The sequence below is a fragment of the Hydrogenophaga sp. UC242_50 genome, assembly GCF_042697355.1.
Lineage (GTDB): Bacteria > Pseudomonadota > Gammaproteobacteria > Burkholderiales > Burkholderiaceae_C > Hydrogenophaga.
In genome coordinates this window covers 5,250,496-5,274,122 of sequence record NZ_CP170553.1, presented here as the reverse complement: position 1 = coordinate 5,274,122, position 23,627 = coordinate 5,250,496, and the positions used below count along the sequence as shown (strand labels likewise).

Genomic DNA, 23,627 nt, shown 5'->3' with positions numbered 1-23,627 from the left:
TGAAAGAAACCGACAACACCCGGCGTTCGCGCCGTGGCAGCGGGGCCATCACCCTGCGCGACGTTGCGCAAGCTCGCGGGCGTGGCGCCCATCACCGCCTCGCGTGTGCTCAACACGCCGGAGCAGGTGTCGGTGGACGTGCGCAAGAAGGTGCTGGACGCGGTGCAGAAGACGGGTTACGTGCCCAACCGCATGGCGGGCGGGCTGGCGTCCTCGCGCAGCCGGCTGATCGCGGCGGTGGTGCCCAGCACGGTGATGTCGGTGTTCATGGAGACCATCGAGTCGCTCAACGGCACCTTGTTCGACGCGGGTTACCAGCTGATGCTGGGCCAGTCGAGCTACTCGGCCAGTCGCGAGGAGTCGCTGCTGGAGGCCATCATCGGCCGCCGACCGGACGGCATTTTCCTCACCGGCGTGTTGCACTCGGGCAAGGGCCGCACGCGGCTGCTGGCCTCGGGCATTCCGGTGGTGGAGACCTGGGACCTGACGCCCGCGCCGATCGACATGCTGGTGGGTTTTTCGCACGCCGACATCGGCCGCGAGGTGGCGAAGTTCCTGATCGGCAAAGGGCGGCGGCGCCTGGCGATGATTCGCGCGGACGACGAGCGCGCCGACCGGCGTGCCAAGGCGTTTGCGGCCGAGGTGGCGCGCAGTGGGCTGGCCGAGGCCAAGGTGGAGGTGGTGGACGTGGGCGCTTCGCGCACGATCAAGAGCGGGCGTGATGCATTGACCCGCCTGCTGGAGATCGAGCCCGAGGTGGACGCGGTGTTCTGCAGTTCGGATCTGCTGGCTTCGGGGGTGGTGACGGAGGCGCGGGTGCGCGGCATCGACATCCCGGGCCGTCTGGCCATCGTGGGTTTTCGGCGACGTGCCTTTCGTGGCGGACATGGTGCCGGCGCTGAGCACGGTGCACATCAACGGCGCGGACATCGGGCGCATGGCGGGGCGGTGTCTGATCGACCGGGCCGAGGGGCGGGAGGTGGCCCAGCGGGTGGTGGATGTGGGGTTTTCCATCGTCGAGCGGGATACCACCTGATTTTTCTCCGGCTGCTCCGGTCCTCGGTCCGTGGGCGTGCCAGCATTGCTTCGGCTCAGGAGTGCCGGGCGTTCTGCGCAGCGGGGTAAAGGAGGAGGCGGCACCAGCCGCCGGGGGACACCCGCGGAGCAGAGCGCCCGGCGCTCCTGAGCCCGCGAGGTGTCTCACAACCAATCCCCACCCAAAAAGCTCAACCAAAAAAACCGTTTGACGCCCCAATTTGGTACCGGTACCATCCGCATCACCTCCATTTGGTACCGGTACCAAATCGGAGTCCCTTGCCGCAAGATTCCCAACGACAGGAGACAAGACACCATGAAGAAACTGCTGTGCGCGCTCGGCGCGTCCATGACCCTCACCGCGGCCATGGCCTGGCCGGAAAAACCCGTCACCATCATCGTGCCCTTCCCCCCCGGCGGCTCCACCGACCTCATCGCCCGCACCCTGCAACCCAAACTGCAGGAAAAATTCGGCGGCACCTTCGTGGTCGACAACAAGGCCGGCGCCACCGGCACCATCGGCGCCGCGCAGGTCGTGCGCTCCGCACCCGACGGCCACACCCTGCTCGTCGCCTCCCTCGGCCCCTACGTCATCGCGCCCCACCTCACCAAAGTCCCCTACGACGCCACCAAGGAGATGGACTACATCACCGTCGCCGTGCAGGCGCCCAACGTGCTCGTCGTGCCCGCCGCCTCGCCGCACAAGAGCATGGCCGACGTGCTCGCGTTCCAGAAAGCCAACCCCGGCAAGATGACCTTCGCCTCCTCTGGCAACGGCAGCAGCGACCACCTCACCGCCGAGCTCTACTGGCAGCAGACCAACACCACCGGCGTGCACGTGCCCTACAAGGGCGGCGGCCCCGTGATGACCGACCTGCTGGGCAACCAGGTGGACTCGTCCTTCATGAACATCAACACCGCCATGCCGCAGATCAAGGCCGGCAAGCTGCGCGCGCTCTCCATCACCAGCGCCCAGCGCTCGCCCCTGCTGCCCGATGTGCCCACGCTGCAGGAGCTCGGCATCAAGGACGCCAACGTGTATTCCTGGCAGGCCGTCTCTGGCCCCAAAGGCATGCCGGCCGACCTGAAGAACAAGCTGCAGGCCGCCATCAAGGACGCGCTCAACGACCCCGCCATCAAGCCCAAGCTGCTCGAGCTGGGCTTCGAGATCGTGGCCAACACGCCCGAGCAGTTCACCGCCTTCCAGGCCAGCGAGTTCGCGCGCTGGAAAAAACTGATCGAAGCCCGCAATATCAAGGCAGATTGACCCGCTCATGCTGAACCTCGCCACCGTGTCCTCCACCCCCCGCGTCACCGAGCTGCGCGTCGTTCCCGTCGCGGGCCGCGACGGCATGCTGCTCAACCTGAGCGGCGCGCACGCGCCGTTCTTCACGCGCAACATCCTCATCCTCACCGACAGCGCCGGGCGCACCGGCGTGGGCGAGGTGCCCGGTGGCGAGAAGATCCGCCAGACGCTGGAGGACGCGCGCGAGCTGGTGGTGGGTCAGCCCCTGGGGGCGCACCAGAAGGTGCTGCAGCAGCTGCAGACCCGATTCGCCGACCGCGACGCGGGCGGGCGCGGGCTGCAGACCTTCGACCTGCGCACCACCATTCACGCCGTGACGGCGGTGGAATCGGCCCTGCTGGACCTGCTCGGCCAGCACCTGGAGGTGCCCGTGGCCGCGCTGCTCGGCGAAGGCCAGCAGCGCGACGCGGTGGAGATGCTGGGCTACCTGTTCTTCGTCGGCGACCGGAAAAAAACCAACCTGCCATATGCCAGCGAGCCCGACGCCGACAACCCCTGGAGCCGCCTGCGGCACGAGACCGCGATGACGCCCGAGGCCGTGGTGCGCCTGGCCGAGGCCGCGCGCGAGCGCTACGGCTTCAACGACTTCAAGCTCAAGGGCGGTGTGCTGCGCGGCGAGCAGGAAGTGGAAGCCGTCACCGCGCTGCACGAGCGCTTCCCGCAGGCGCGCGTCACGCTCGACCCCAACGGCGGCTGGCTGCTCAAGGACGCGATCCGCCTCATGCGCGACATGCGCGGCGTGGTCGCCTACGCCGAAGACCCCTGCGGCGCGGAAGAGGGCTTCTCGGGCCGCGAGGTGATGGCCGAGTTCCGCCGCGCCACCGGCCTGCCCACGGCCACCAACATGATCGCCACCGACTGGCGCCAGCTCAGCCACGCGCTGGCGCTGCAGAGCGTGGACATCCCGCTGGCCGACCCACACTTCTGGACCATGGCCGGCAGCGTGCGCGTGGCGCAGACCTGCCGCGACTGGGGCCTGACCTGGGGCTCGCACTCCAACAACCATTTCGACGTCTCGCTCGCGATGTTCACCCACGTGGGCGCGGCCGCGCCCGGCAAGGTCACCGCGATCGACACGCACTGGATCTGGCAGGATCGCCAGCGCCTGACGAAGGAACCGCTGAAGATCGTGGACGGTCATGTGCAGGTGCCGAAGAAGCCCGGCCTGGGCGTCGAACTCGACATGGCCGAGGTGGAGAAGGCGCACCGGCTCTACATGGAACATGGCCTGGGCGCGCGCGACGACGCGATCGCCATGCAGTTCCTGATCCCGAACTGGACCTTCAACCCCAAGCGCCCGGCGCTGGACCGCTGACCATCCCCCGACCCACCTGCAAAGAAGAAGGAACCTGATGAGACCCAACCGTCTGCGTGAAATCTGGGCCCGTGGCGGCGCCGTGGCCAACGGCTGGCTGGCCATTCCCAACAGCTTTTCCGCCGAGACCATGGCGCACCAGGGCTGGGACTCGCTGACCATCGACCTGCAGCACGGCGTGGTGGACTACCAGGCCATGGTGGGCATGCTGCAAGCCATCTCCACCACCGACACCGTGCCCGTGGTGCGCGTGCCCTGGCTGGAGCCCGGCATCCTCATGAAGACCCTGGATGCGGGCGCCTACGCGGTGATCTGCCCGATGGTGAACAGCCGCGCGGACGCCGAGAAGCTGGTGGCGTACACACACTACGCGCCGCGCGGCACGCGCAGCTTCGGCCCGGTGCGCGCGCTGCTCTACGGCGGTGCCGATTACCCCAAGCACGCGAACGACACCATCGTCACCTTCGCCATGATCGAGACCGCGCAGGCGCTGGACAACCTGGAAGAGATTCTTTCCACGCCCGGGCTGGACGCGATCTACATCGGCCCGTCCGACCTCTCGCTCGCGCTCGGCTGCAACCCGACCTTCGACGACCTCGACCCCAAGGCCGCCGCCGCCGTGGAGCACATCCTGGCGCGCGCCAAGGCGCACGGCCTAGTGGCCGGCATCCACAACGGGTCGCCCGAAGCGGCCGCGCGCCGCATCGCCATGGGCTTCCAGTTCGTCACCATCAGTTCGGACGCGCGCCTCATGGCCGCCGGCTCGCAGCAGGTGCTCTCGACGCTGCGCGCCTCGCAGCCCAAGGCCACGCCCGACGGCTACTGAGCGCCTCCCCCACCCCTCTTTTCAAGGAAGTTTCATGAAGATCGGATTCATCGGCCTGGGCATCATGGGCACGCCCATGGCCCTGCACCTCGTCAACGCCGGCCACTCGCTGTACGTGCACACGCGCAGCCAGGTGCCCGAAGCCATCCAGGCCGCCGGTGGCGTGCGCCGCGAGAACGCCGCCGCCGTGGCGAAAGAGGCCGAGGTGATCTTCACCATGGTGCCCGACACGCCCGATGTGGAGGCCGTGCTGTTCGGCGAGAACGGCGTGGCGCAAGGCCTGAGCAAGGGCAAGGTGGTGGTCGACATGAGCTCGATCTCGCCCATCGCCGACCAAGGAATTCGCGAAGAAGATCAACGCGCTGGGCTGCGACTACGTCGATGCGCCAGTGTCCGGCGGCGAGGTCGGCGCCAAGGCCGGCTCGCTCACCATCATGTGCGGTGGCGACGAGGCCGTGTTCGAGCGCGTGCGCCCCCTGCTGGAACTGATGGGCAAGAACATCACGCTGGTGGGCGGCAACGGCGACGGCCAGACCACCAAGGTCGCGCAACCAGATCATCGTGGCGCTCAACATCGCGGCGGTGAGCGAGGCCCTGGTGTTCGCCAGCAAGGCCGGTGCCGACCCGGCCAAGGTGCGCCAGGCGCTGATGGGCGGTTTCGCGGCCAGCCGCATTCTCGAGGTGCACGGCGAGCGCATGATCAAGCGCACCTTCAACCCGGGCTTTCGCATCAAGCTGCACCAGAAGGACCTGAACCTCGCGCTGCAGGGCGCGAAGGAACTCGGCGTGGGCCTGCCGCAGACCGCCAGCGCCGCCCAGCTCATGGGCGCCTGCGCCGCGAACGGCCTGGCCGACCTGGATCACTCGGCGCTGGTGAAGGCGCTGGAGCTGATGGCAACCACGAGGTCGCCAAGGGCTGACGCCGCCCCTGGTGGCTACGCCGACGTGAAGGCGTAGCCGTTGCCCTCGGCCTGGATGCGGCCGAACGCCGGGAAGGGGAAGTGGTACCCGCCCACGATGCCCTGGTCCGCCGCTGCGCGCGCCAATGCCGCGCGGCGCGAGGCGCGGGCCAGTTCAGGGTCCATGTCGAACTGCACCTGCCAGTCCGGGTTGCGGGTGAACAGCGCGGGGTAGTGCGCCGCGTCGGCCAGGTAGGTGAAGTTCGCGCTCGAGCCGCGCAGCGAGAACAGCGTGTGCCCCGGTGAATGGCCGTAGGCGGCGATGCTGTCCACCGCACCGAGCAACCGGTCTCCGGGTGTGAAGCGCTGCAGCTTGTCGGCCGGGTAGCCGTCCAGCACGCGGCGCGCGTTCACGAAGCCCGGCTTGGCGCCCGGCGCCGCCGCTTCCAGGCGCTTCGGGTCCATCCAGAAGTCGAACTCCGGCGTGGGCACCAGCACCGTGGCGTTCGGGAACACCAGGCCGCCGTCCTTGCGGCGCAGGCCGCTTACGTGGTCGCCGTGCAGGTGGCTCAGCAACACCGTGTCGATGTCCGCCGGGCCCAGGCCGGCGCCGCGCAGGTTCTCCAGCAGGCGCCCGGTGTTGGGCGGCCCGTTGTCGGCGAAACCCGTGTCGATGAGGCAGCGCTTGCCGCCCACGATCAGCAGGAAGGCGTTGTAGGGCACGTCGATGTACTCGGTGGGCAGTTGCTGCGAGGCCAGCACGGCTTTCACCTGCTCCAGCGGCGCGTTGCGCACGAACTCTTCGCCCAGCGGGCGGCGCACCACGCCGTCGTTGAGCGCGAGCACCTCGGCCGAACCGAGCGAGAACCGCCGCCAGCCCTGGGTGGGCAGGGGCGCCGTGCCCAGGTTGCCGCTGCCCTGCGACCAGGCCGAGCCGAAAGCGAGCGCGGTGGCACTCGCCGCACCCCAAAGAAGGAAATCTCGCCGGGTGGAGGTGGTCATGGTCAGTCGGCCTTCACGTTGCCGCGCTGGATCACCTTGGCCCAGCGGGGAATCTCGCGCGCGATCAGCTGCGCGAAAGCCTGCGGCGTGGTGGGCGTGGGCACGGCGCCTTCGATCGCCAGCGCGCGCGCCACCTCGGGCGAGGTCAGGGCCTTGTTGATCTCGCTGTTGTAGAGCGCGATCAGCGGCGCGGGCAGGCCGGCCGGGGCCACGATGCCGTACCACTGGTCGGCGTCGAAGCCGGGGTAGCCGCTCTCGGCGACCGTGGGCACGTCGGGCAGGGCCGGCATGCGCTGCGGGCTGGAGACCGCCAGCGGCCGCAGGCGCCCGCTGCGAATGTGGGCGATCAGGGCCGGCGAGCCGGTGAAGATCGCCTCCACCTGGCCGCCCAGCACATCGCTCACGGCCGGCGCCGCGCCCCGGTAGGGGATGTGCGGCATGAAGATGCCGGCTTCCTGCTTGAGGTACTCGAAAGTGATGTGGGCCGCGCTGCCATTGCCGCCCGACGAGTAGTTGAGCCGGCCCGGCTCGGCCTTGGCCTTGGCGATGAAGGCCTTGAAGTCGGTGGCGGGAAACTTCTCGTTGACCACCAGCACGTTGGGCACGCGGGCCACCAGCGCCAGCGGGGCGAAGCTCTTGACCGGGTCGTAGGGCAGCTTGGGGTAGATCGAGGGGTTGATCGCCAGCGTGCCGATGTGGCCCATCATGATCGTGGCGCCGTCCGGTGCCATGCGGGCCACCTCGCCCGCGCCCACCGAGCCGGCCGCGCCGCCCTTGTTCTCGATCACCACCGTGATGCCCAGTTGCGTGGCCAGCCGCGCGCCGATCGCGCGCCCCAGGATGTCGGTGGAGCCGCCGGGGGGGAAGGGCACCACCAGCTTGATGGTCTTGGGCAAGGAGGCCTGAGCCTGCGCGCGGCCGACGGCCAGGCCGGCGGCGGTGGCGCAGCACCAGTTGGCGCCGGGTGATCCGGGGGACTGAAAAGGTCATGAGATTCTGTTTATAGGAGAACGGGTTGAAACGCCACCCAGTGTCGCGGCTGGCCGCCGGCGCCACAACTGCAATATGCTTGGCCCGAATTGCAATCTGCTTATGACAGCATGGACCCACACGACGACCCGCTGACCCGGTTGCGCGCGCTGCGCACCGTGGAAGCCACGCACGAAGGTGGCAGCGCGGCCGTGGCCGCGCAGACCCTGCACTGCTCCACCTCCACCGTCTCGCGCACCATCCAGCAGACCGAGCAGGCCTTGCGGGTGGCCCTGTTCGAGCGCGGCACCCGGGGCATGGTGTGCACGACCGCCGGGCTGGCGGTGGTGCGCGGCTGCGCGGCCATGCGCGCCGAGCTGGTGCTGAGCGCCTCGGAAAGCACCCCGCAGGATCCTCGGCCGGAGCCCCTGCGGCGCCAGGTGGAGAGCCTGTTCCGCGTGCTCACGGTGCCCATGCTGCGCTGCTTCGTGGCCTGCACCGAGCTGACCAACGAAACGCTGGCCGCGCGCTCGCTCGGCCTGTCGCAGCCGGCGGTCAGCCAGCAGCTGCGGTCCCTGCACCAGGCCTATGGCCGCGCCTTGATGCAGCGCACCCAGCGGGGCCTGCGCCTGACACGCGACGGCGAGCGGGTGTTGGCGCCGCTCAAGCGCGTGCTCAACATCCTGCGCGTGCTCCAGGAACAGATGTCCGCCTACCGGGGCGAGGCCACGGGGCGCCTGCACCTGGGCGTGCTGCCCATGGCCAGCACCTCGCTGGCGCCGCGCGCCCTGGCCGGGCTGCTGCAGCGCATGCCCAAGGTGGTGGTGACCGTGAGCGACGGCACCTACGACGCCATGGCCCGGCAGCTCAAGACCGGTGACCTCGACATGATTCTTGGTCCCCTGCGCGGCGAGCTCGTGGCGCCCGAGCTGGAAGAGCGCGAGCTGTTCCGGGAATCGCTGATCGCGGTGGTGCGCCAGGGCCATGCGCTGGCCTCGGCGGGGCGGCTGCGCTCCCTGCGCCAGTTGCGCCACCAGGCCTGGATCGCGCCGCTGGAAAACACGCCGGCCCATGCCGCGTTCGAGCGTGCGTTCCGCGCCGCCGGCGCGCCCTTGCCCCAGGCCTCGTTCCACGCCAACAGCCCGCCGCTGGTGCGCGCGCTGCTGATGAAGAGCGACCACATCGCGCTGATGTCGCCATTGCAGGTGCAGGAAGACCTGGCGAGTGGCGCGCTGGTGCGGGTGCCGGTGACGTTGCACGAAGTGGACCGCCGCATCGGCATCACCGTGCGGCGGGCCTTCGCCTGGCCACCATCCTGCGTCTACCTGTGGGAGCAGCTCAACGCGCTGACGCCGTTCGAGCGAACCCAGGTGGGCGACGCAGGCACTTAGGTCTGCGCGGTTTTTCGCGAGAGCTGGCCCAGCGCGGCGAGCGTTTCGGACAACTTGTCGGACGGCACGAACAGATGGTCGTGATAAAAGCCGGAGACCACGTTGCAGGGGATCGATGCCGCCGCCAGCACGCTGCAGACTCGCGCGAGAAAGCCCACGGCTGCCAGCGAGGAGTGCACGGACAAGGTGATCAAAACGGACTCGAATTGAAAGGCGATGCCCAGCGCCTGGGCCTGCTCCTTGGGCACGATGGCCGTCAGGCCTTCCGCTTCCTGCATGGTGCAAACCGGTTCGAGTCCGTCGAGTAGCGAGGCATCGCGGAGGGTGCACCGGTGCGAGACCGTTGACTGTACAGGCGAGGAGAGAGGTTGATGCTGAACAGAGAGCAATTGGAGACGTTTGCGTCGGTCGTCGAGCATGGGAGCTTTGATCGTGCTGCCGCGGTGCTCAACGTGACCAAGGGTGCAGTGTCACAGCGCATCAAGGCGCTGGAGGACTCGCTTTCTAACGTGCTCCTGGTGCGCGCCAAGCCCGTGGTTCCCACGTCGTCCGGTGAGACACTGATGCGCCACGTCAAGATGCTTCGACTGATTGAGGAAGCCGTGTTGACCGATCTGGTGCCCACGAGCTGCGAGAAGAAGGCGGTCCCGGTCGCGATCGCCGTCAATGCCGATTCTTTGGCGACGTGGTTCTCTCAAGCGCTTTGGCGGATTCTTGAGACGAAACGCATCGCGCTGGAGTTGGTGATCGATGACCAGGATCACACCATGGAACGGCTCATCAAGGGGGAGGTGATCGGGTGCATCTCCACCAAGTCGGATGCCATGCCCGGGTTCGTTGCCGAGCCGCTGGGACACATGGAGTACCGGTGTTACGCCACGCCGCAGTTCTCGGCCCGACACTTTCCGAATGGGCTTGGCCTTCAGGCCGTGCTGGATGCACCCGCCGTCCTCTTCAACAGGAAGGACTCGCTGCACGACGACTTTCTGGAGAAGGTGTTCGGCTTTCAGGTTGCACGGTATGTGAAGCACTATCTTCCGGCTCCGAACACTTTGCGCGAAGCGATCCTGAGAGGGGCGGGCTATGGCCTCCTGCCGGCAGAGCAGGCGAAGGGTGATGTCGAGATGTCCACGTTGATCGAGCTGACCCCGGGTCAAGTCATGAAGGTCGTTCTCTATTGGCATCGATGGGAAGTCGAGCCGCCTGTCTTTCAGGAGATGACGCGCGTTGTTGTCAACGCCGCGCGCGCCACGCTGGCGCAGGAACCGTCGAAATAGAGGCACTCAGGATGGCAGTTTTCTGAGCTTCCCCGCGATGGCGACAATGCAAAAAACGGAGGCGGATGCAACCAATCCAGCCAGCAGCGAAGCGAGATCCCCGTCCGTGAAACGAGCCCCCGCCCACGCCAACAGGTAGACACCAGCAGAAGCCACGAAGCCAGTCCCCATGATGAGGGAGGCTTGTGATGCGGTCAGCTTCCAGTTCGCAAGCAGAGCGACGAAGACGATCGCGATGCTGCCGATGTAGATCACGTTCACAGAAACCATCGTGGCGACGATCCCTTGCCCGCGTGCGGCCAGCGCTGTTGCCATTCCCAGTGCGACAAGACTCGCCCGGATGCCGCTGACGAACTCGATGCCTTGAGTTGCCGAGTCCAACGCTTCGGTCATGGCTCGCGTGATGGCGGCCCCCGATCCCAGTGCGGCGGCAGACAAACCCAACAACAGCGTGCTGCCGATGGCCGCACCGAGATGGCCGACCTCTTGAGCCAAGATGAACGGGATGATCTGTTTCGCATCGGAGAGGTTCGTGAGATGGCCGCCTTCCTTGAACCCGAGCACGACCGACGCGGGAAGAAAGCTCACGGCGATCAGACACCCCGCAGCAATGAGGCAACCCCACACGGCGCCAGAGGCTCGCCTGGCCGCCAGAAGGAACTGGTGGTAGTCGGCGCCCGTGCACACCAGCGCGGCAACCGCGACCGAGATGGACACCATGGCGCCAATGCCCAGCAAGGGCGCGTCAGCGATGAACCTCTGTGGGCTTTTCAGGTAGATGGCGCCACCGTTGCCATTGATCAATGCGAGGACGAGAACCACGCCACTTGCCAACAAGAAGACAGAGAGCACGGCAGAGGCGGTCCTCAAATTCAGCCGGGATGCAACCAGGATGCATAGCAACACGAGCGCGTAGGCTGCGATCGCGCTCAATCCCAGCAGGTTGAGGATGGCAACGCCACCATGGATTTGTGCCGCCAGCACCCCGGCCATCCAGATCACCGACAAGAGGGCCACAGCCTGTCTGGAGCGTTCCCCAAAGGCTGCCCCAAAGAAGTCCCAGATGGACATGCCGGATCGCCACAACCGGGCCGCAAAAAAAGTGAGCAAGAGCATGCCGAAGGCGGTGGCCAGGCCGTAGATGCTGCCGCCCATGCCATAGGTCATCGCCATTTCGCCTGAGCCCAACAGGAATCCGATGCCGTAGCTCGCCGACACGAGCAATGCAGCGACTTGAAAAGCGCTCAATGTCCGGCGCACGCTGGATGCCCCTCCTCATGCGCACGAGGGCCGGTACAGAGCTGTGCTCCGTTGCAGTTCTTCCAGAATGGCGCTTCTCTGAATCATGGGCTTCTCCGAGAGATCCCTTGGCCCTGGATGGGCCTTTCGGGGTGCGCGCATTCTCTCGGTGCCGGTGGTCTACGAGGCCTTTTTTCTCATCGGTTTAGAAAATTTGAGAAAGAGGCAAAAGAATTGAACACGCCTGCCTTCTCACGTTCAACCAAGGGAAGTGAGTCTCTTCCTAGGCCATCAACCCAGCCGCGCGCAGGAACGCATCGTTCTCTTCCACCGTGCCCACGGTCACGCGGAAGCAGCCCTGCAGGCCGTGCAGGCGGTCCTGCCGGCGCACCAGCACGCCGCCGGCGAGCAGTTGCGCATGCGCCTGGGCCGCGTCGGGTGTGCGCACGAGCAGGAAGTTGGCGTGCGAGGGCAGGGGCCGCCAGCTCAGGTGGCCTTGCAAGGCGGTGAACAGGCGCTCGCGTTCGCGCAGGGTTTGCGCCACGCGCTCTTTCACGTAGCCGGGGTGCTCCAGCGCCACTTGCGCGCACACCGTCTGCAGCACCGACACGCCAAACGGCGGCACCAGCTTGCGCAACTGGCGCACCACGCCGTCGGAGGCCAGCGCGTAGCCCATGCGCAGGCCGGCCAGGCCCCAGGCCTTGGAGAGCGTGCGCAGCAGCACCACGTGCGGGTGTCGGCGCGCGAGTTCGCGCGCATCGTGTTCGGTGAAGTGGTGGTAGGCCTCGTCGATGACGAGCAGCCAGCCGTGGCCGCTGGCCTGCGCGAGCCGCTCCAGTTCGTCGAGTTCGCACAGCGAGCCGGTGGGCGCGTGCGGGCGGGGCAGGTAGATCACGCCCTGCGGCGCGGGGCCCGGTGAGGTGCCCAGGGCGGCGATCACGGCATCGATGTCGATCGAGGTGTCGTCGCGCAGCGGCACTTCGGTGAGGGTGGCGCCGAGCAGTTCCGCGTCCAGGCCGTAGAGCGCGAAGTTGGGTTTGACGGTGACGACGCGCCCGCCGCCCAGCGCGCTGAGCTGGATCAGCAGGGCGATCAGCACGTTGCTGCCGGTGGTGACCACGGTGCCTTCGGGCGACCAGCCTTCGTGCCGCGCCATCGCTTCGCACAGGGCTTCGGCGTTGAGGTCGGTGTAGCGGTGCCAGGGCAGCTGGCGCAGGCGCTCGAGCGCGAGGCCTTTCAGTTCGTCGGGGAAGTCGGCGAAGGATTCGTTCTGGTCGAGCTTGATGGGCGCCGTGATCGGGGAGAAGGGGTAGTCGGGGCTGGCGAGGACGGCGGGGCGGACAGGAGGCAGCGGGTTCATTCGGCGGTGGCGGGTTCGGTCAGGGTGAGCAGGATGTCGGCGTACCAGGCGCAGTTCAGGCCCAGCGACTCGTCGAGCACGAGGTCGCGGTTGCCCATGTCCATGCGCGAGGAGTGCACGCCCAGCAGCTTCCAGGGCAGGGCGGCGGTGGCGGGTGTGGGTTGGGTGTCGCGCATGACCACGGCCGCGCCGCTGGTGCCCCGGTGGGTGCGCGCGTCGGTCAGGAAGAAGCCCTGGGCCTGGAAGCGGATGCCGAAGGGCGAGGCGATGGCCGCGTGGCGCAGCACCGGCAGGTGGTGCACCACGTCGTGGAAGCCGAGCGGAAAACCCACCACCATCAGCGAGGTGTCGGCGGGCACGGCGTCGAAGGCGGTCTGCAGGTGGGCCGGTGTGAAGGCGCGCACCACGGCCTCGGCGGGGAAGGCGCCGCGGTCGAGTTCGATCACCGCCACGTCGATCTCACCACCGCTGTCCTCGCCCTGGTGCCAGACGGCGAGGCCGTCCACGTACAAGGGCACCGAGAAGCCGGTGGAGACCGTGAGGTTGACCGCGTCCATGTGCAGGCCGATCTCGATGCGGTCGGGCCGGTGGTCGGTGGCCTCGTCGATCAGCACGTGGCGGCTGGTGACGAGGTACAGGCGCGCGTCGCGCTCGAAGAAGAAGCCGCTGGCGTTGGTCAGCGGCTGGGTGCCCACGAAGGTGGAGACCTGGGGCGCGGCCAGGAACAGCGGGTCCACCAGCACGGGGGCGGTGGCGGGGGCCGGGGCCTTGGCGACGGCCTTGGGCGCGTGGCGGGTGTGTTTGCTCATCGGTCCAGTGTGGCAGGTTTCGTGGGCGTTTCCGTGCCGGGCATCCGGCGGAACTGGCGCGAGACGAAGGCCCAGGCCATGCGCGAGGCATCGGGCCCCCGGGCGTCGCTGTAGGGCTGGCTGGCCGTGCCGCCGCTCCACGCATGGCCCAGCCGGGGCACCTCCACCAGGCTGACCAGGGCGCGGCCGCGCTGCTTGAAATCGGTCACCGTCATGGGGTGGCGCTGGCCACGCCGCAGTTCGCGGGGCGCGCCGGCGGTGGCGCCGAGTTGCCCGGCCCACAGCCGCGCCACGGCCGCGCCGTTGCTGGGCGAGACCACGGCGTCGCTGCCGCCCTGGATGACCAGCAGTGGTGCGCCAGCGCTCGGCCGCGGGGGCGGCGGGCGCTTCGCCTGGCGGCGCTGGCAGGCGGCGCCCGCGCATGGCGGCGAGCGCGGTGGCGGTGGATTCGGCCACCCCGGGCGCCACGCCCGAGTGCATCACCACGGCCTGGAAGCGCGCGGGCTCGCGCGTGGCGCAGCAGCGCCGCCATGCCAGCGCCGGCCGAGAGGCCGGCCAGCGCGATGCGCGCGGGGTCCACCGGGTAGAGCAGGGTGGCCTGGTCGATCATCGCGAGGATGAGCGAGGCCTCGGCCTGGGCGCGGCCGCTGCGCGTGTCGTACCAGTTCCAGCAGCGCTGGGGGTGGGCCAGGCGGTCCTGCTCGGGGTAGAGCACCAGAAAACCTTCGCGGCGCGCCAGGGCGTTCATGCGCGTGCTGGCCGCGAAGCCCGCACTGTCCTGGCCGCAGCCGTGCAGCATCACCAGCAGCGGCACCTTCCCTTGGGCAGGCAGGTCGGGCGGGCGGTAGAGCCGGTAGCGCCGCGCGCCGCCGGGGCCCAGGGCCAGGCCGGGCAGCCAGTCGCCCGGGCCGGTGCGCACGCCGCGCGTCGCCTTGGCCCGCGCCACCCGGGGGGCGCGCGGCAGTTGTCGGGCCGCGCGCGCCATCGCGCGCAGGTTGCGGTTGAAGGCCTTGACCCAGGTGGACGTGGCGCGCCGGCGTGCCACGGCGTCAGCCCCTGCGGTGCGGCAGTGGCGCCGGGCTCAGGCGCATCTGGGCGCCCAGGCAACGGACAGGCTCATCGGGCGCAGTACGTCGATGCGCGCGGGCCCCAGGAGGTCGTGCAGGGATAGGCCGTGGAGGTCGATCATGCGCAGTGGGGGTGGCAAAGCGGGCAAAAGTTCAGTTTTGCGGCCTGTCGTGCGCCAAGGGATGGTCCGAAACCGCCCTTGATGGTGACAGAATGTTTTGATGGCAGATGGGATGCGGAGCAATTCGGGACTCGAAGGGAGGCTCGCTGGACAGGGTGCTGTCCTCGGGTGGTGGCTGCGCGCCCGCGCGGCCTTGGGCTGGCTGGCCTGTGTGGGCGCGCTGGCGGGTCTGATGGCCTGCAGCGAGCCGCCCCAGCCACCGCTGGTGGTCGGTCTCAACACCTGGGTCGGCTACGACCCGCTGGTGCTCGCGCGCGACCGGGGCCTGGCCGATGCGAAGCAGGTGAAGGTGGTGGAGCTCATCTCCAGCGCGGAGGCCCTGCGCCATCTGCGCAACGGTTTGCTGGACGCGGCGGGCCTCACCATGGACGAGGCCCTGCGCCTGGTCGACGGCGGCTTCGACGTGCGCATCGTCGCGCTGCTCGACACCTCGGCCGGTGCCGACGTGGTGGTGGCCGCGCCGCGCATCACGAGTCTGCAGAAACTGCGCGGTGAACACATCGCGGTGGAAGACGCCACCGTGGGCACGCTGATGCTCGAACGCCTGCTGCGCAAGGCGAACCTGCGGCGCGAGGACGTGACCGTGTTGCGCATGGACGCCACGCAGCACAAGACGGCGCTGCTGAGCGACCGCGTGGCCGCGGCGGTGAGCTACGCGCCGATCGACGGGCCGATCCAGGCCCTGGGCTACCGCGCCATCTTCGACAGCCGCCAGATGCCGGGCGAGATCGTCGACGTGCTGGTGGTGCGGGGCGAGGTGTTGCGCCAGCGCCCCGAGGCGGTGGACGCGCTGATGGCGGCCTGGGCCGCCGGCCTCAACGTGATGCGGCTGGACCCGGGTGGCGCGGCCACCTCGCTGGCGCCCGGCGCCGACCTGACACCCGCGCAATACCAGGCGGTGCAGCGGGGGCTGCGCTTCTATTCACCCGAGGAGTCGCTGGCCATGCTCACCGGCAACCCACCCCCGCTGGCGCAGCAGGGCGAGGGCGTGGCCCGCCTGCTGGTGGAACTCGGGGTGCTGCGCTCGGCCCCCAACTGGGCCGCGCTGATCGACACCACACCGGCGCTGCGCGCACCGACCGCGGGGCCCTTGCCATGAAGCCGGTGACCCGCCTGCTCTCCCTTCCCGCGCGCTGGCTCGCGCCTTTTCTGCTGGCCGCCTTCGCCCTCACGACCACGGGCGTCAACCTGGCGATGCAGTGGCGCGAGGTCGATCAGCAGGTGACCGACAGCGAGACCCGGCGCCTGCGCGAACGCCTGGGTGTGGAGCAGAGCCGGCTGAGCGCCGAGACCGGCAACGCCAACACGCTGCTGGTGCGCCGGCTCGTGGGCGGGCTGGGCCTGTACAGCGGCATGCAGCACGCCTACCTGATCGATGCGCGCGGCGTGGTGCTGGCGTCGCTGATGCGCACCGACATCGGCCTGCCGTTCGCCGATCTGCAGGGTCTCTACCCCGAGCTCGAGGGCGTGAAACCCCTGTTGGCCGAGCCCATGGCCGGCGCCACCCTGCAGGTGGGGCGCGCGGCCGGTTCATCCCTCCTGTTTGGCCGGGCGGCGCTGGAGCCGGGGCACGAGTTGCTCACCGTCGTCGACCTGAGCCAGCCCATGGCCGTGCGCTTCGTGGGCATGCGCTCGCAGGTGCTGCGCGAGAGCCTGGTCCTGCTCGTGCTGGTGGCCCTGCTCGCGCTGCTCCTGCACTGGGTCTGGTTCCGGCGCGCCGAGCAGCTGGCCCGTGCCCTGACCTCCATGGGCGAAGGCCAGTTGCAGGCGCGCACCGGGCTGCAGGGGCGCGACGAACTCGCGCTGATCGGCGCCGCCGCCGACCGCATGGCCGAGCGCCTGCAGGCCAGCCACGCGCAGCTGCAGCGCATGAACGACGTGGTGGACCGCTCGCCGCTGGTGGTGATCGAGTGGGACAACGTGATCGGCTGCCCGATCCGCTACGTGAGTCCCTCGATCGCCCAGTGGGGCTACGCGCCCGAGCCGCTGCTGCAGGGCCGCATGACCTACGACGACCTGATCCACCCCGACGACGTGGGCCAGGTCAACGCCGAGATCGACGGCTACCTGAAGCGCGGGCCGGACACCTACCGCCAGGAATACCGCCTGCGCTGCGCCGATGGCCGCTGGATCTGGATCGACGACCGCAGCGCGCTCACCCGCAACGCCGAAGGCCAGGTCACGGCCATCAGTGGCGTGCTGCTGGACATCACGGTGCAGAAGGAAGCGCAGATCGCGCAGCGCGAGCAGGCCGAGTTCCAGCGCCTGTTCTACGAGCTGCCCCTGATCGGCATGGCGATTTCCTCGCCCCACAGCACCAGCTGGCTGCAGGTCAACGACCGGCTGTGCCAGATCCTGGGCTATCCGCGCGAGGAGCTGCTGCAGCGGACCTGGTCCGAGATGACCCCGGCGCCCGATCTGGAGCGCAACCTCGCGCTGCTCGACCGCATGAAGGCCGGCCTGACCGACAGCTACCAGATGCACAAGCGCTTCGTGCGCCGGGACGGCAGCTTCGTGCACACCGAGATCCATGTGCGCGCGGTGCGCGAGCCCGACGGCGCGCTCAAGCACCTGTTCTCCATCGTGCAGGACATCACCGAGCGGCTGCAGACCAGCCAGGCCCTGAGCGACCAGAAAGGCCTGCTGGAGCAGGCCGAGGCCATGGCCGGCCTGGGCAGCTGGCTGTACGACTCGCACACCAAACACATCTGGTGGTCGCGCCAGATGTACCGCAACATCGGCCGCGACATCGCGCAGGGCCCGCCGCCCACCCTCAAGGACTACCTCGACTGCCTGCACCCGGACGACCGCGAGCGCGTGGCGCGTTTCATGCGCGCCCTGCCGAGCAACCGGGGCCGCCTGCACGCCGAGTTCCGCCGCCACCCCTCGCTCGGGCCCGAGCGCTGGTTCCGGGGCGGCGTCGAATGCCGCGCGCTGGCGGAAAACGCCGGCCACCACTACAGCGGCACCCTGCTCGACATCACGCAGATCAAGCAGGCGCAGATGAACCTGGAGCGCATCAACGCCCGGCTGGAGCAGCGCGTGGCCGAGCGCACCGAGCAGCTCAGCGCGGCCAACCGCGAACTCGAAGCCTTCTCGTACACCGTCTCGCACGACCTCAAGGCGCCGCTGCGTGGCATCGACGGCTACAGCCAGTTGCTGCAGGAAGAGCACAGCGAGCGGCTGGACGACGAAGGCCGGCAGTTCATTGGCCGCATCCGGCGCGGCGTGCAGCAGATGGGCGCGCTGATCTCGGACCTGTTGGACTACTCGCGCATGGAGCGCCGCACCATGGAACACCAGGCGGTGGAATTGCGCCCGCTGCTGGACCTGGTGCTCGAAGGCCACGCGGCCGACATCGCGGCCGCCCGCACCGAGCTGCGCCTGCAGCTCGAGCCCATGACCCTGCAGCTGGACCGAGAGGGGCTCGCGGTGGTGCTGCGCAACCTGGTCGGCAACGCCATCAAGTTCAGCCAGGGGCGCCAGCCGCCCCGGGTGGAGATCGGCTCGCGCAGCGAAGCGGGGCGGCGCATCCTCTGGGTGCGCGACAACGGCGTGGGCTTCGACATGAAGTACCACGACCGCATCTTCGGCATCTTCCAGCGCCTGCAGCGCGCCGAGGACTACGCCGGCACCGGCGTGGGCCTGGCGCTGGTTGCGCAAGGCGGTGCAGCGCATGGGTGGCCGCGTGTGGGCCGAGAGCGCACCGGACCAGGGCGCCACGTTCTATCTGGAGTTTCCGTCATGAGCGCCGCCAAACCGCTGCCGTCCATCCTGCTGGTGGAGGACAACCCGATGGACATGGACCTCACCCTGCGGGCTTTCAACAAGAAGAAGTTCTCCAACACCATCCATGTCGCGCGCGACGGCGAGGAGGCGCTGGCCTGGTTGCCCCGCTGGGAAGCCGGCGAGGCCCTGCCCGCCGTGATCCTGCTCGACCTCAACCTGCCGCGCGTCAACGGCCTGGAGGTGTTGCAGCAGCTCAAGGCCCATCCGCGCTTTCGCAGCATCCCCGTGGTGATATTGACATCGTCGCGGGAGGACAGCGACCTCAAGTCCGCCTACGATCTGGGGGTGAGCTCGTACATCGAGAAACCGGTGAGCTTCAGCAAGTTCATCGAGGTGGCCGAGCGCATCGAGCTGTACTGGTGCGTGCTCAACGAGCGGCCCTACTGACCACAAGACAAGGAATGGAAAGACCATGCTGAAAATCCTCATCCCCGTCGATGGTTCCTCGCACGCCCTGCTGGCCGTGCACCACGCGCTGCGGCTCGTGGGCGCCGGTCTGAAGGCGCGCTTCGTGGTGGCGAACGTGCAGGAGTCGGCCAACCTCTACGAGCTCGTGGTGGCGCACGACCCGGCGGTCCTGCAGCAGGTGAGCGAGGCCGCCGGGCGCGACCTCGTGCGCCCGGCCGTCGCCTTGCTCAGCGCCGCGGGCCTGCAGGTCGAGTCGGCCGTGCGCCAGCGGCGACCCGGCCCACCGGCTGGCCGAGATCCTGGAAGGCCATGCTTGCGACGCCGTCATCATGAGCACGCGCGGCGGCGGCCTGCGCTCGGCCGTGCTGGGCTCGGTGTCGCAGGACATGGTGCAGCGCTCGCCCGTGCCCGTGACCCTGGTGAAGGTGCCCGAAGACGCGGCACCCGACTGACGCCGGCGGCACCGCCGCACCGAGGAGCCGGCCCAGGCCGGCTCTTCGCTCGTTCACCGATCCCCCTTCGGCTTTACTTCCCGTTCCACACCCCTGCCCGTGACCCTGCTCTTTGCCGCCCCCCGATGCCTCCGGCGCGCTTCGCTTCATCGGCGAAGTCGAGCGCGGGGCCGACTGCGGCTGCCGGTGCCCGGTGTGTGGCAGCGCCCTGGTGGCGCGCCAGGGGGCCGCCAACGAATGGCATTTCGCGCACGAGGCCTCGCAGGAGCGGCCCGAATGCGCGGCGGCGGCGGCCAGCATGCTGCGCCGCTTCATGCTCGAACACCTGCAGGCCCGGGGCGAGGCCGGCGCGCTCTCGCTGCCGCCGTACCAGCAGCGGGTGGCGATCGTGCGCGCCCTGATCAACGTGCACGAAGACGTGCAATGGGGCGCCCAGGCGATGGGCGCGCTGCAATGGCTGTCCGAGGCGGCGCTGCACGAACCGGTGGCGCGCGCGCGGCTCGACACCGGCGCGGACCTGCACCTGTTCGTGACGGTCGGCGAGGCCGAACCGCCACCCCCCGACACGGGCTGCGCGCAGCTGGTGTTTCGCTGCCGCCTGCCGCCGGCCTCGGTGCTGCGCGATCGCCACGCGGCCGAGCAACACCTGGCGCAGCACGGGGAACTGGCCTGGGTCCACCACCCGGACACGCTGGGCCTGGTCGCGGCCGCGCAGGCGCGGCTGGAAGCGCGCGGCCGCCAGATCTATGCCAACTGGCTGGCCATGGCCGATGCCGCCGGTGGCCCGGCCACCGTCGTCGACACCCGCCCGCCGCCGCTGTTCTATGGGCCCAGCACACGCACCGAACCCAAGGAGGCGCCGCGGTATGCCTGCGCGCCCGCGCATGCGCCGAACGTGAGCTTCACGCTCTACCGCTTGTCGCCCACCGAAGCCTGGTTGCTCTACCTGCTCGAACGCGTGGGCCCGCTCGACTGGCGCACCGCCACGGAGAAGTTCTACGCGCTGGCGCCGTACCCGGGCCCTTTCGAAGGCTGGGCTCAGGCCTTGCCGCTCAGCGTGGGTGTGGCCGACCTGGATGTGGGCATCGTGCGCTGCACGGGTTTTCTGAACGCGGTCACCTACCTCTCGCGCCGCTCGCAACTCACGCGCAGCGGCCGCGACCCGATGGCTTTCCAGGGCGTGTGAGGCCCATCAGGCCGCGCGGCCGGCCGCCTGCTCCAGCCGGGGCAGCAGTTCGCGCTGCCCCTTGGGCGTGAGGTCCAGCACCCGACCGCCGCCGCGCCGCAGCCAGCCTTGGGTGGTGAGGTGCTGGAGGATGTCGTCGGCCAGCTGGCCGGCCAGGTGGTCGCGCCGTTCCGACCAATCCAGACAGGGGTAGGCAAAGCGCCGGCTGGCGCGGGGTGGCGCGGGCTGCAGGTCCAGGTGGTCGGACAGCCACGTGTGCCCGGCCTCGGTGAGGGCGTAGCCGCCGGCCTGGGCCGCCAGCGCGCCCCGGGTCTGCAGGGCGTCGTGCAGCAGGATGCCCAGGCGCCCCGCCATGTGGCCGTAGCAGCAGCGGGCGTAGCGCAGGCGTTGGCGCTCGGGATGGGCCCAGGCCTGGTCGTGCACGTCGCGTTCGGCCACCAGGGCCAGCGCTTCGAGCGCGTGCGCCACGTCGGCGTCGGCCAGCCGGTAGTAGCGGTGCCGCCCGCGTGGCTCGCAGACCACGAAACGCGCGTCCAGCAGCTGGGCGAGGTGGCCGCTGGCGGTGGCGGGGGTCACCGAGGCCGCCTTGGCCAGCTCGCCCGCGCTGGCGAACTCGCCGCTCATGAGGTAGGACAGCATGCGCGAGCGCGCCGGGTCGGCCACCATGGCGGCCACGCGGGCGAGGCGGGGTTCGTGAGCGGCTTTCATGGGGTCAGCGTAACGCAGTCAGGGCGCCATGTGACACGCCTTGTTTCGGTGGGGGCCAAAGCGTTGCACCGGTCATCGGCGCCCAGGGGGAGCGGCTCCGCGAATGTCCCCGACCCGGCTTCGCCGGGTCTCCTCCTTCACTTCGCTGCGCCGCGCCCCCTGGGCACCGACGACCTCATTGGCACACGGCGAATGGGCGATCCAGCATCCCTTCTGGCGCATGGGCCTTTGGCGTTCTGCGCAGCGGGGTAAAGGAGGAGGCGGCACCAGCCGCCGGGGGACACCCGCGGAGCAGAGCGCCAAAGGCCCATGCGCCCGCGATGCAGTCGAATGAAGCGGCTAGGAAGTCACAGACGACGAGACCGGCGGTTGCCAGCGAAAGAACATCGGATACACCCGCTCCACCACCGGTCCATTGAAATCCCAGCCCACGCACTGGCCCAGGTGCGCGGGTGGGCGGCCATCGCCCTTGGGCGCGAACGCACCCGCGCCCGCGCAGGTCTGGAAGGCCGCCGTGGCGAGGTTGAACAGCAACTCCCGCAAATGCGTGCAGCCCTGCACGTCGCCCAGGTGGCGCTGGATGGTCTGGCGCCAACCGCGCCCCAGCACCTCACCCACCATGCGCTGCAGGTTGGGCATGGCCTCGGGACACGGACCGTGCGGAAAAGCGTCCATCGCGACCTCGACCGCGCGGATCACCATGCCCTCGTCGAAGGTGACGCGCAGGCGCATGTGGTGGATGGGCTCGCCCGCCAGCCAACGGCCTTCGTCGTGGATCTCGATGTCGTGCGGCTTGCTGTCGTGCAGTTCGCCTTCCACCTCCCACAGGCCGTCGTCGCGCCGGAAGCCCTGGTAGGTGACGCGCCGGGTGTGCATGGGCGTGCGGGGAGCGGGGGTGGGCAAGGGCAAGGCAGTTTCTCCGGACAACGTGGGGTCGAACCCCGCATTTTCCCGCCATGCGCCCTTGCGCGCAGACTGGCACACTCAAGACCCGCGATTCGGAGACACCCGCCATGGCCCACGAGCACCATCCCCACGCGCCCCATGACCCCGATCACCCTGCCGACCCGGACTGGAAACACGACGGCGTGCGCGTGATCCCGGGCAACCAGCTCGACGGCAACGTGCCCTCCACCCCGGGCATGGACCGCAAGGCCGCGATCAACTTCGCGCGCGTGGGCGCACAGAAACTCTGGGCCGGCACCGTCACCATCCACCCCGATGCCAAGACCGGCGCCCACCACCACGGCCCGCTGGAGAGCGTGATCTACGTGGTGCGCGGCCGGGCGCGCATGCGCTGGGGCGAACAGCTGGAGTTCACCGCCGAGGCGGGCCCGGGCGACTTCATCTACGTGCCACCCTACGTGCCGCACCAGGAAATCAACGCCAGCCCCACCGAGGCGCTGGAGTGCGTGCTCTGCCGCAGCGATGGGCAGGCGGTGGCGGTCAACCTGGACATCGAACCGGTGGAAAAACCCGAGCAGGTGCTCTGGGTGGACCCGACGCACCCGACCGGCGGCGTCTGAGGCGGCCGCCCATCGGCCCGTCCGTCTGTCGGCCCCGCGCGCCGGGAGGCGAAGAAAGTTCTCAAGTTCGTGTGTTCCCGGCCGAAAACCCGGCAAGAACACCGGGCTTGTCTCGCCCGGTGGCCGCCGTGAGGGGAAGCCCATGCTGAACATTTCGAGCACCACTGCCGTGTCCTGGCCGACGCCGGTGTCCACCGCCGTCGCGCCGGTGTCGCCGGTCGCCGCCGTGCAGCCCGTGCAGGCGGGCGGCAACGACGGCAAGGCCCAGACCGGTTTTGGCCGCGAAGGCCGCACCGCCACGCCGTCGCAGGCCGCTGCCGCCGCCCGCGCGGCCGTGGACGGGCGCGCCGCGGCGACCGACGATGACGCCGCCGCGCTGCCGGCTTCGCGCAGCGCCTCCGGTGTGCCAGCGGCGCCGCAGGACGTGGCCGCCCAGCGGCAGGCCCAGCAGGAAGCCGCCCAGGTGGCCGAACAGCGCCAGGCCAAGGACAAGAAGGCGGTGGAGCACCTGCAGAACGTGCTCTCCCGCATGTGGGAGGCCAGCGCCGCCGTGGTGGACCGCGCGCTGGGCATCGAGCCCGCGAAGGGCAGCGAACTGCCCGGCAACCAGAGCGATACCGCGCCCGACCTGTCGGCGGTGACGGCCTCGATGATCCCGCGCAAGCCCCTGACAGCGGACCGCCCGGACCGGCCGGCGATGGAGCAACTGCCCTGGCCGGTGATGCCCGAAGGCGGCGAGGTCGCCGAGGCGGTGGAACTGGACGTGGTCGGTGATGGCGTGGGCCCCGAGGCCATGGCCGAGCTGGTGGCCTACGACGAACACGGCCACGGCAGCGCCGCGCCGGTGGAAGCCGGCACGCTTCTCAGCGAGCGGGTCTGAA

22 protein-coding genes and 3 pseudogenes are annotated in these 23,627 nt (G+C 69.4%); 15 read left to right on the top strand and 10 right to left on the bottom strand.

Annotation, left to right across the window (positions count from 1 at the left end):
- Positions 1-33: 33 nt before the first annotated feature.
- The 6 genes and pseudogenes from ACFJGX_RS26925 to glxR form a co-directional block, all read left to right on the top strand.
- Positions 34-804, top strand: a pseudogene (locus ACFJGX_RS26925) (LacI family DNA-binding transcriptional regulator); the annotation flags it as partial.
- Between the two features lie 82 nt (positions 805-886).
- The gene (locus ACFJGX_RS26920; RefSeq protein WP_382328821.1) at positions 887-1,036 is read left to right on the top strand and encodes a substrate-binding domain-containing protein; all 150 of its coding nucleotides are present in this window, start codon (positions 887-889) and stop codon (positions 1,034-1,036) included.
- Between the two features lie 315 nt (positions 1,037-1,351).
- Positions 1,352-2,302, top strand: coding sequence for a Bug family tripartite tricarboxylate transporter substrate binding protein (locus ACFJGX_RS26915; protein ID WP_382323194.1), 951 nt, complete (start codon positions 1,352-1,354; stop codon positions 2,300-2,302).
- A gap of 7 nt (positions 2,303-2,309) precedes the next feature.
- Positions 2,310-3,656 (top strand): glucarate dehydratase, encoded by a 1,347-nt coding sequence (gene gudD / locus ACFJGX_RS26910; RefSeq protein WP_382323195.1) that lies wholly within the window; start codon positions 2,310-2,312, stop codon positions 3,654-3,656.
- Positions 3,657-3,693: 37 nt separating this feature from the next.
- Entirely contained in the window at positions 3,694-4,482 is a 789-nt protein-coding gene (locus ACFJGX_RS26905) for an HpcH/HpaI aldolase/citrate lyase family protein (RefSeq protein ID WP_382327441.1), read from the top strand.
- A 34-nt stretch (positions 4,483-4,516) separates the two neighbouring features.
- Positions 4,517-5,402 (top strand): annotated as a pseudogene (gene glxR, locus ACFJGX_RS26900) (2-hydroxy-3-oxopropionate reductase).
- A 15-nt stretch (positions 5,403-5,417) separates the two neighbouring features.
- On the opposite strand, the gene ACFJGX_RS26895 reads toward glxR, so the two are convergent.
- Positions 5,418-6,383 carry an MBL fold metallo-hydrolase gene (locus ACFJGX_RS26895; protein ID WP_382323197.1) on the bottom strand — a complete coding sequence of 322 codons (966 nt, stop codon included), beginning with the start codon at positions 6,381-6,383 and terminating at the stop codon, positions 5,418-5,420.
- A gap of 2 nt (positions 6,384-6,385) precedes the next feature.
- Complete coding sequence (locus tag ACFJGX_RS26890; protein ID WP_382327439.1) at positions 6,386-7,279, bottom strand: Bug family tripartite tricarboxylate transporter substrate binding protein; 894 nt, start codon at positions 7,277-7,279, stop codon at positions 6,386-6,388.
- A gap of 204 nt (positions 7,280-7,483) precedes the next feature.
- On the opposite strand from ACFJGX_RS26890, the gene ACFJGX_RS26885 reads away from it, so the two are divergent.
- Positions 7,484-8,743, top strand: a complete 1,260-nt coding sequence (locus ACFJGX_RS26885; RefSeq protein ID WP_382327437.1) for a LysR substrate-binding domain-containing protein — start codon at positions 7,484-7,486, stop codon at positions 8,741-8,743.
- On the opposite strand, the gene ACFJGX_RS26880 is transcribed toward ACFJGX_RS26885, so the two are convergent.
- Positions 8,740-9,021, bottom strand: coding sequence for an ACT domain-containing protein (locus ACFJGX_RS26880; protein WP_382161938.1), 282 nt, complete (start codon positions 9,019-9,021; stop codon positions 8,740-8,742). The two genes, ACFJGX_RS26885 and ACFJGX_RS26880, sit on opposite strands and share 4 nt — an antisense overlap.
- Positions 9,022-9,114: 93 nt before the next feature.
- Here ACFJGX_RS26880 and argP point away from each other — a divergent pair, with 93 nt between their 5' ends.
- Complete coding sequence (gene argP / locus ACFJGX_RS26875; RefSeq protein ID WP_382323202.1) at positions 9,115-10,020, top strand: HTH-type transcriptional regulator ArgP; 906 nt, start codon at positions 9,115-9,117, stop codon at positions 10,018-10,020.
- A gap of 6 nt (positions 10,021-10,026) precedes the next feature.
- Here argP and ACFJGX_RS26870 read toward each other — a convergent pair whose 3' ends face one another.
- The 5 genes from ACFJGX_RS26870 to ACFJGX_RS26850 form a co-directional block, all read right to left on the bottom strand.
- A complete protein-coding gene (locus ACFJGX_RS26870; RefSeq protein WP_382327435.1) occupies positions 10,027-11,238 on the bottom strand; it encodes a hypothetical protein in 1,212 nt (403 codons plus the stop codon).
- A 304-nt stretch (positions 11,239-11,542) separates the two neighbouring features.
- The gene (locus ACFJGX_RS26865; RefSeq protein WP_382323204.1) at positions 11,543-12,619 is read right to left on the bottom strand and encodes a pyridoxal phosphate-dependent aminotransferase; all 1,077 of its coding nucleotides are present in this window, start codon (positions 12,617-12,619) and stop codon (positions 11,543-11,545) included.
- Entirely contained in the window at positions 12,616-13,428 is an 813-nt protein-coding gene (locus ACFJGX_RS26860; protein ID WP_382161927.1) for a trypsin-like peptidase domain-containing protein, read from the bottom strand. The genes ACFJGX_RS26865 and ACFJGX_RS26860 overlap by 4 nt, the downstream gene beginning before the upstream one ends.
- A complete protein-coding gene (locus ACFJGX_RS26855; RefSeq protein ID WP_382327433.1) occupies positions 13,425-13,643 on the bottom strand; it encodes a hypothetical protein in 219 nt (72 codons plus the stop codon). The genes ACFJGX_RS26860 and ACFJGX_RS26855 overlap by 4 nt, the downstream gene beginning before the upstream one ends.
- Positions 13,640-14,473, bottom strand: a complete 834-nt coding sequence (locus tag ACFJGX_RS26850) for an alpha/beta hydrolase family esterase (protein ID WP_382327431.1) — start codon at positions 14,471-14,473, stop codon at positions 13,640-13,642. Before ACFJGX_RS26850 ends, ACFJGX_RS26855 begins: the two co-directional genes overlap by 4 nt.
- A gap of 337 nt (positions 14,474-14,810) precedes the next feature.
- On the opposite strand from ACFJGX_RS26850, the gene ACFJGX_RS26845 reads away from it, so the two are divergent.
- From ACFJGX_RS26845 to ACFJGX_RS26825, 5 genes and pseudogenes are all read left to right on the top strand, one after another.
- Complete coding sequence (locus tag ACFJGX_RS26845; RefSeq protein WP_382323206.1) at positions 14,811-15,776, top strand: ABC transporter substrate-binding protein; 966 nt, start codon at positions 14,811-14,813, stop codon at positions 15,774-15,776.
- Positions 15,773-18,853, top strand: coding sequence for a PAS domain S-box protein (locus ACFJGX_RS26840; protein ID WP_382327429.1), 3,081 nt, complete (start codon positions 15,773-15,775; stop codon positions 18,851-18,853). Before ACFJGX_RS26845 ends, ACFJGX_RS26840 begins: the two co-directional genes overlap by 4 nt.
- A gap of 25 nt (positions 18,854-18,878) precedes the next feature.
- Positions 18,879-19,097, top strand: a pseudogene (locus ACFJGX_RS26835) (universal stress protein); the annotation flags it as partial.
- Positions 19,098-19,203: 106 nt separating this feature from the next.
- The gene (locus tag ACFJGX_RS26830) at positions 19,204-19,326 is read left to right on the top strand and encodes a universal stress protein (RefSeq protein ID WP_382327427.1); all 123 of its coding nucleotides are present in this window, start codon (positions 19,204-19,206) and stop codon (positions 19,324-19,326) included.
- 112 nt (positions 19,327-19,438) lie between these two features.
- On the top strand, positions 19,439-20,512 hold the full coding sequence (locus ACFJGX_RS26825; RefSeq protein WP_382327425.1) for a hypothetical protein: 1,074 nt from the start codon (positions 19,439-19,441) through the stop codon (positions 20,510-20,512).
- A gap of 6 nt (positions 20,513-20,518) precedes the next feature.
- Here the strand turns inward: ACFJGX_RS26825 and ACFJGX_RS26820 are convergent, their stop codons facing one another.
- Together ACFJGX_RS26820 and ACFJGX_RS26815 are read right to left on the bottom strand one after the other, a co-directional pair.
- The gene (locus ACFJGX_RS26820; protein WP_382323209.1) at positions 20,519-21,220 is read right to left on the bottom strand and encodes an ArsR/SmtB family transcription factor; all 702 of its coding nucleotides are present in this window, start codon (positions 21,218-21,220) and stop codon (positions 20,519-20,521) included.
- Positions 21,221-21,559: 339 nt separating this feature from the next.
- The gene (locus tag ACFJGX_RS26815) at positions 21,560-22,129 is read right to left on the bottom strand and encodes a DUF2889 domain-containing protein (protein ID WP_382323210.1); all 570 of its coding nucleotides are present in this window, start codon (positions 22,127-22,129) and stop codon (positions 21,560-21,562) included.
- Positions 22,130-22,233: 104 nt separating this feature from the next.
- On the opposite strand from ACFJGX_RS26815, the gene ACFJGX_RS26810 reads away from it, so the two are divergent.
- The gene (locus tag ACFJGX_RS26810) at positions 22,234-22,746 is read left to right on the top strand and encodes a cupin domain-containing protein (protein WP_382323211.1); all 513 of its coding nucleotides are present in this window, start codon (positions 22,234-22,236) and stop codon (positions 22,744-22,746) included.
- Between the two features lie 142 nt (positions 22,747-22,888).
- A complete protein-coding gene (locus ACFJGX_RS26805; RefSeq protein WP_382323212.1) occupies positions 22,889-23,626 on the top strand; it encodes a hypothetical protein in 738 nt (245 codons plus the stop codon).
- Position 23,627 lies beyond the last annotated feature (1 nt).

Coding starts and splice junctions, on each gene's coding strand:
- ACFJGX_RS26920 (WP_382328821.1), top strand. CDS start 887: ATGGTGCCGGCGCTGAGCACGGTGCACATCAACGGCGCGGACATCGGG.
- ACFJGX_RS26915 (WP_382323194.1), top strand. CDS start 1,352: ATGAAGAAACTGCTGTGCGCGCTCGGCGCGTCCATGACCCTCACCGCG.
- gudD (WP_382323195.1), top strand. CDS start 2,310: ATGCTGAACCTCGCCACCGTGTCCTCCACCCCCCGCGTCACCGAGCTG.
- ACFJGX_RS26905 (WP_382327441.1), top strand. CDS start 3,694: ATGAGACCCAACCGTCTGCGTGAAATCTGGGCCCGTGGCGGCGCCGTG.
- ACFJGX_RS26895 (WP_382323197.1), bottom strand. CDS start 6,383: ATGACCACCTCCACCCGGCGAGATTTCCTTCTTTGGGGTGCGGCGAGT.
- ACFJGX_RS26885 (WP_382327437.1), top strand. CDS start 7,484: ATGGACCCACACGACGACCCGCTGACCCGGTTGCGCGCGCTGCGCACC.
- ACFJGX_RS26880 (WP_382161938.1), bottom strand. CDS start 9,021: ATGCAGGAAGCGGAAGGCCTGACGGCCATCGTGCCCAAGGAGCAGGCC.
- argP (WP_382323202.1), top strand. CDS start 9,115: ATGCTGAACAGAGAGCAATTGGAGACGTTTGCGTCGGTCGTCGAGCAT.
- ACFJGX_RS26865 (WP_382323204.1), bottom strand. CDS start 12,619: ATGAACCCGCTGCCTCCTGTCCGCCCCGCCGTCCTCGCCAGCCCCGAC.
- ACFJGX_RS26860 (WP_382161927.1), bottom strand. CDS start 13,428: ATGAGCAAACACACCCGCCACGCGCCCAAGGCCGTCGCCAAGGCCCCG.
- ACFJGX_RS26855 (WP_382327433.1), bottom strand. CDS start 13,643: ATGACGGTGACCGATTTCAAGCAGCGCGGCCGCGCCCTGGTCAGCCTG.
- ACFJGX_RS26840 (WP_382327429.1), top strand. CDS start 15,773: ATGAAGCCGGTGACCCGCCTGCTCTCCCTTCCCGCGCGCTGGCTCGCG.
- ACFJGX_RS26830 (WP_382327427.1), top strand. CDS start 19,204: ATGAGCACGCGCGGCGGCGGCCTGCGCTCGGCCGTGCTGGGCTCGGTG.
- ACFJGX_RS26820 (WP_382323209.1), bottom strand. CDS start 21,220: ATGAAAGCCGCTCACGAACCCCGCCTCGCCCGCGTGGCCGCCATGGTG.
- ACFJGX_RS26810 (WP_382323211.1), top strand. CDS start 22,234: ATGGCCCACGAGCACCATCCCCACGCGCCCCATGACCCCGATCACCCT.
- ACFJGX_RS26805 (WP_382323212.1), top strand. CDS start 22,889: ATGCTGAACATTTCGAGCACCACTGCCGTGTCCTGGCCGACGCCGGTG.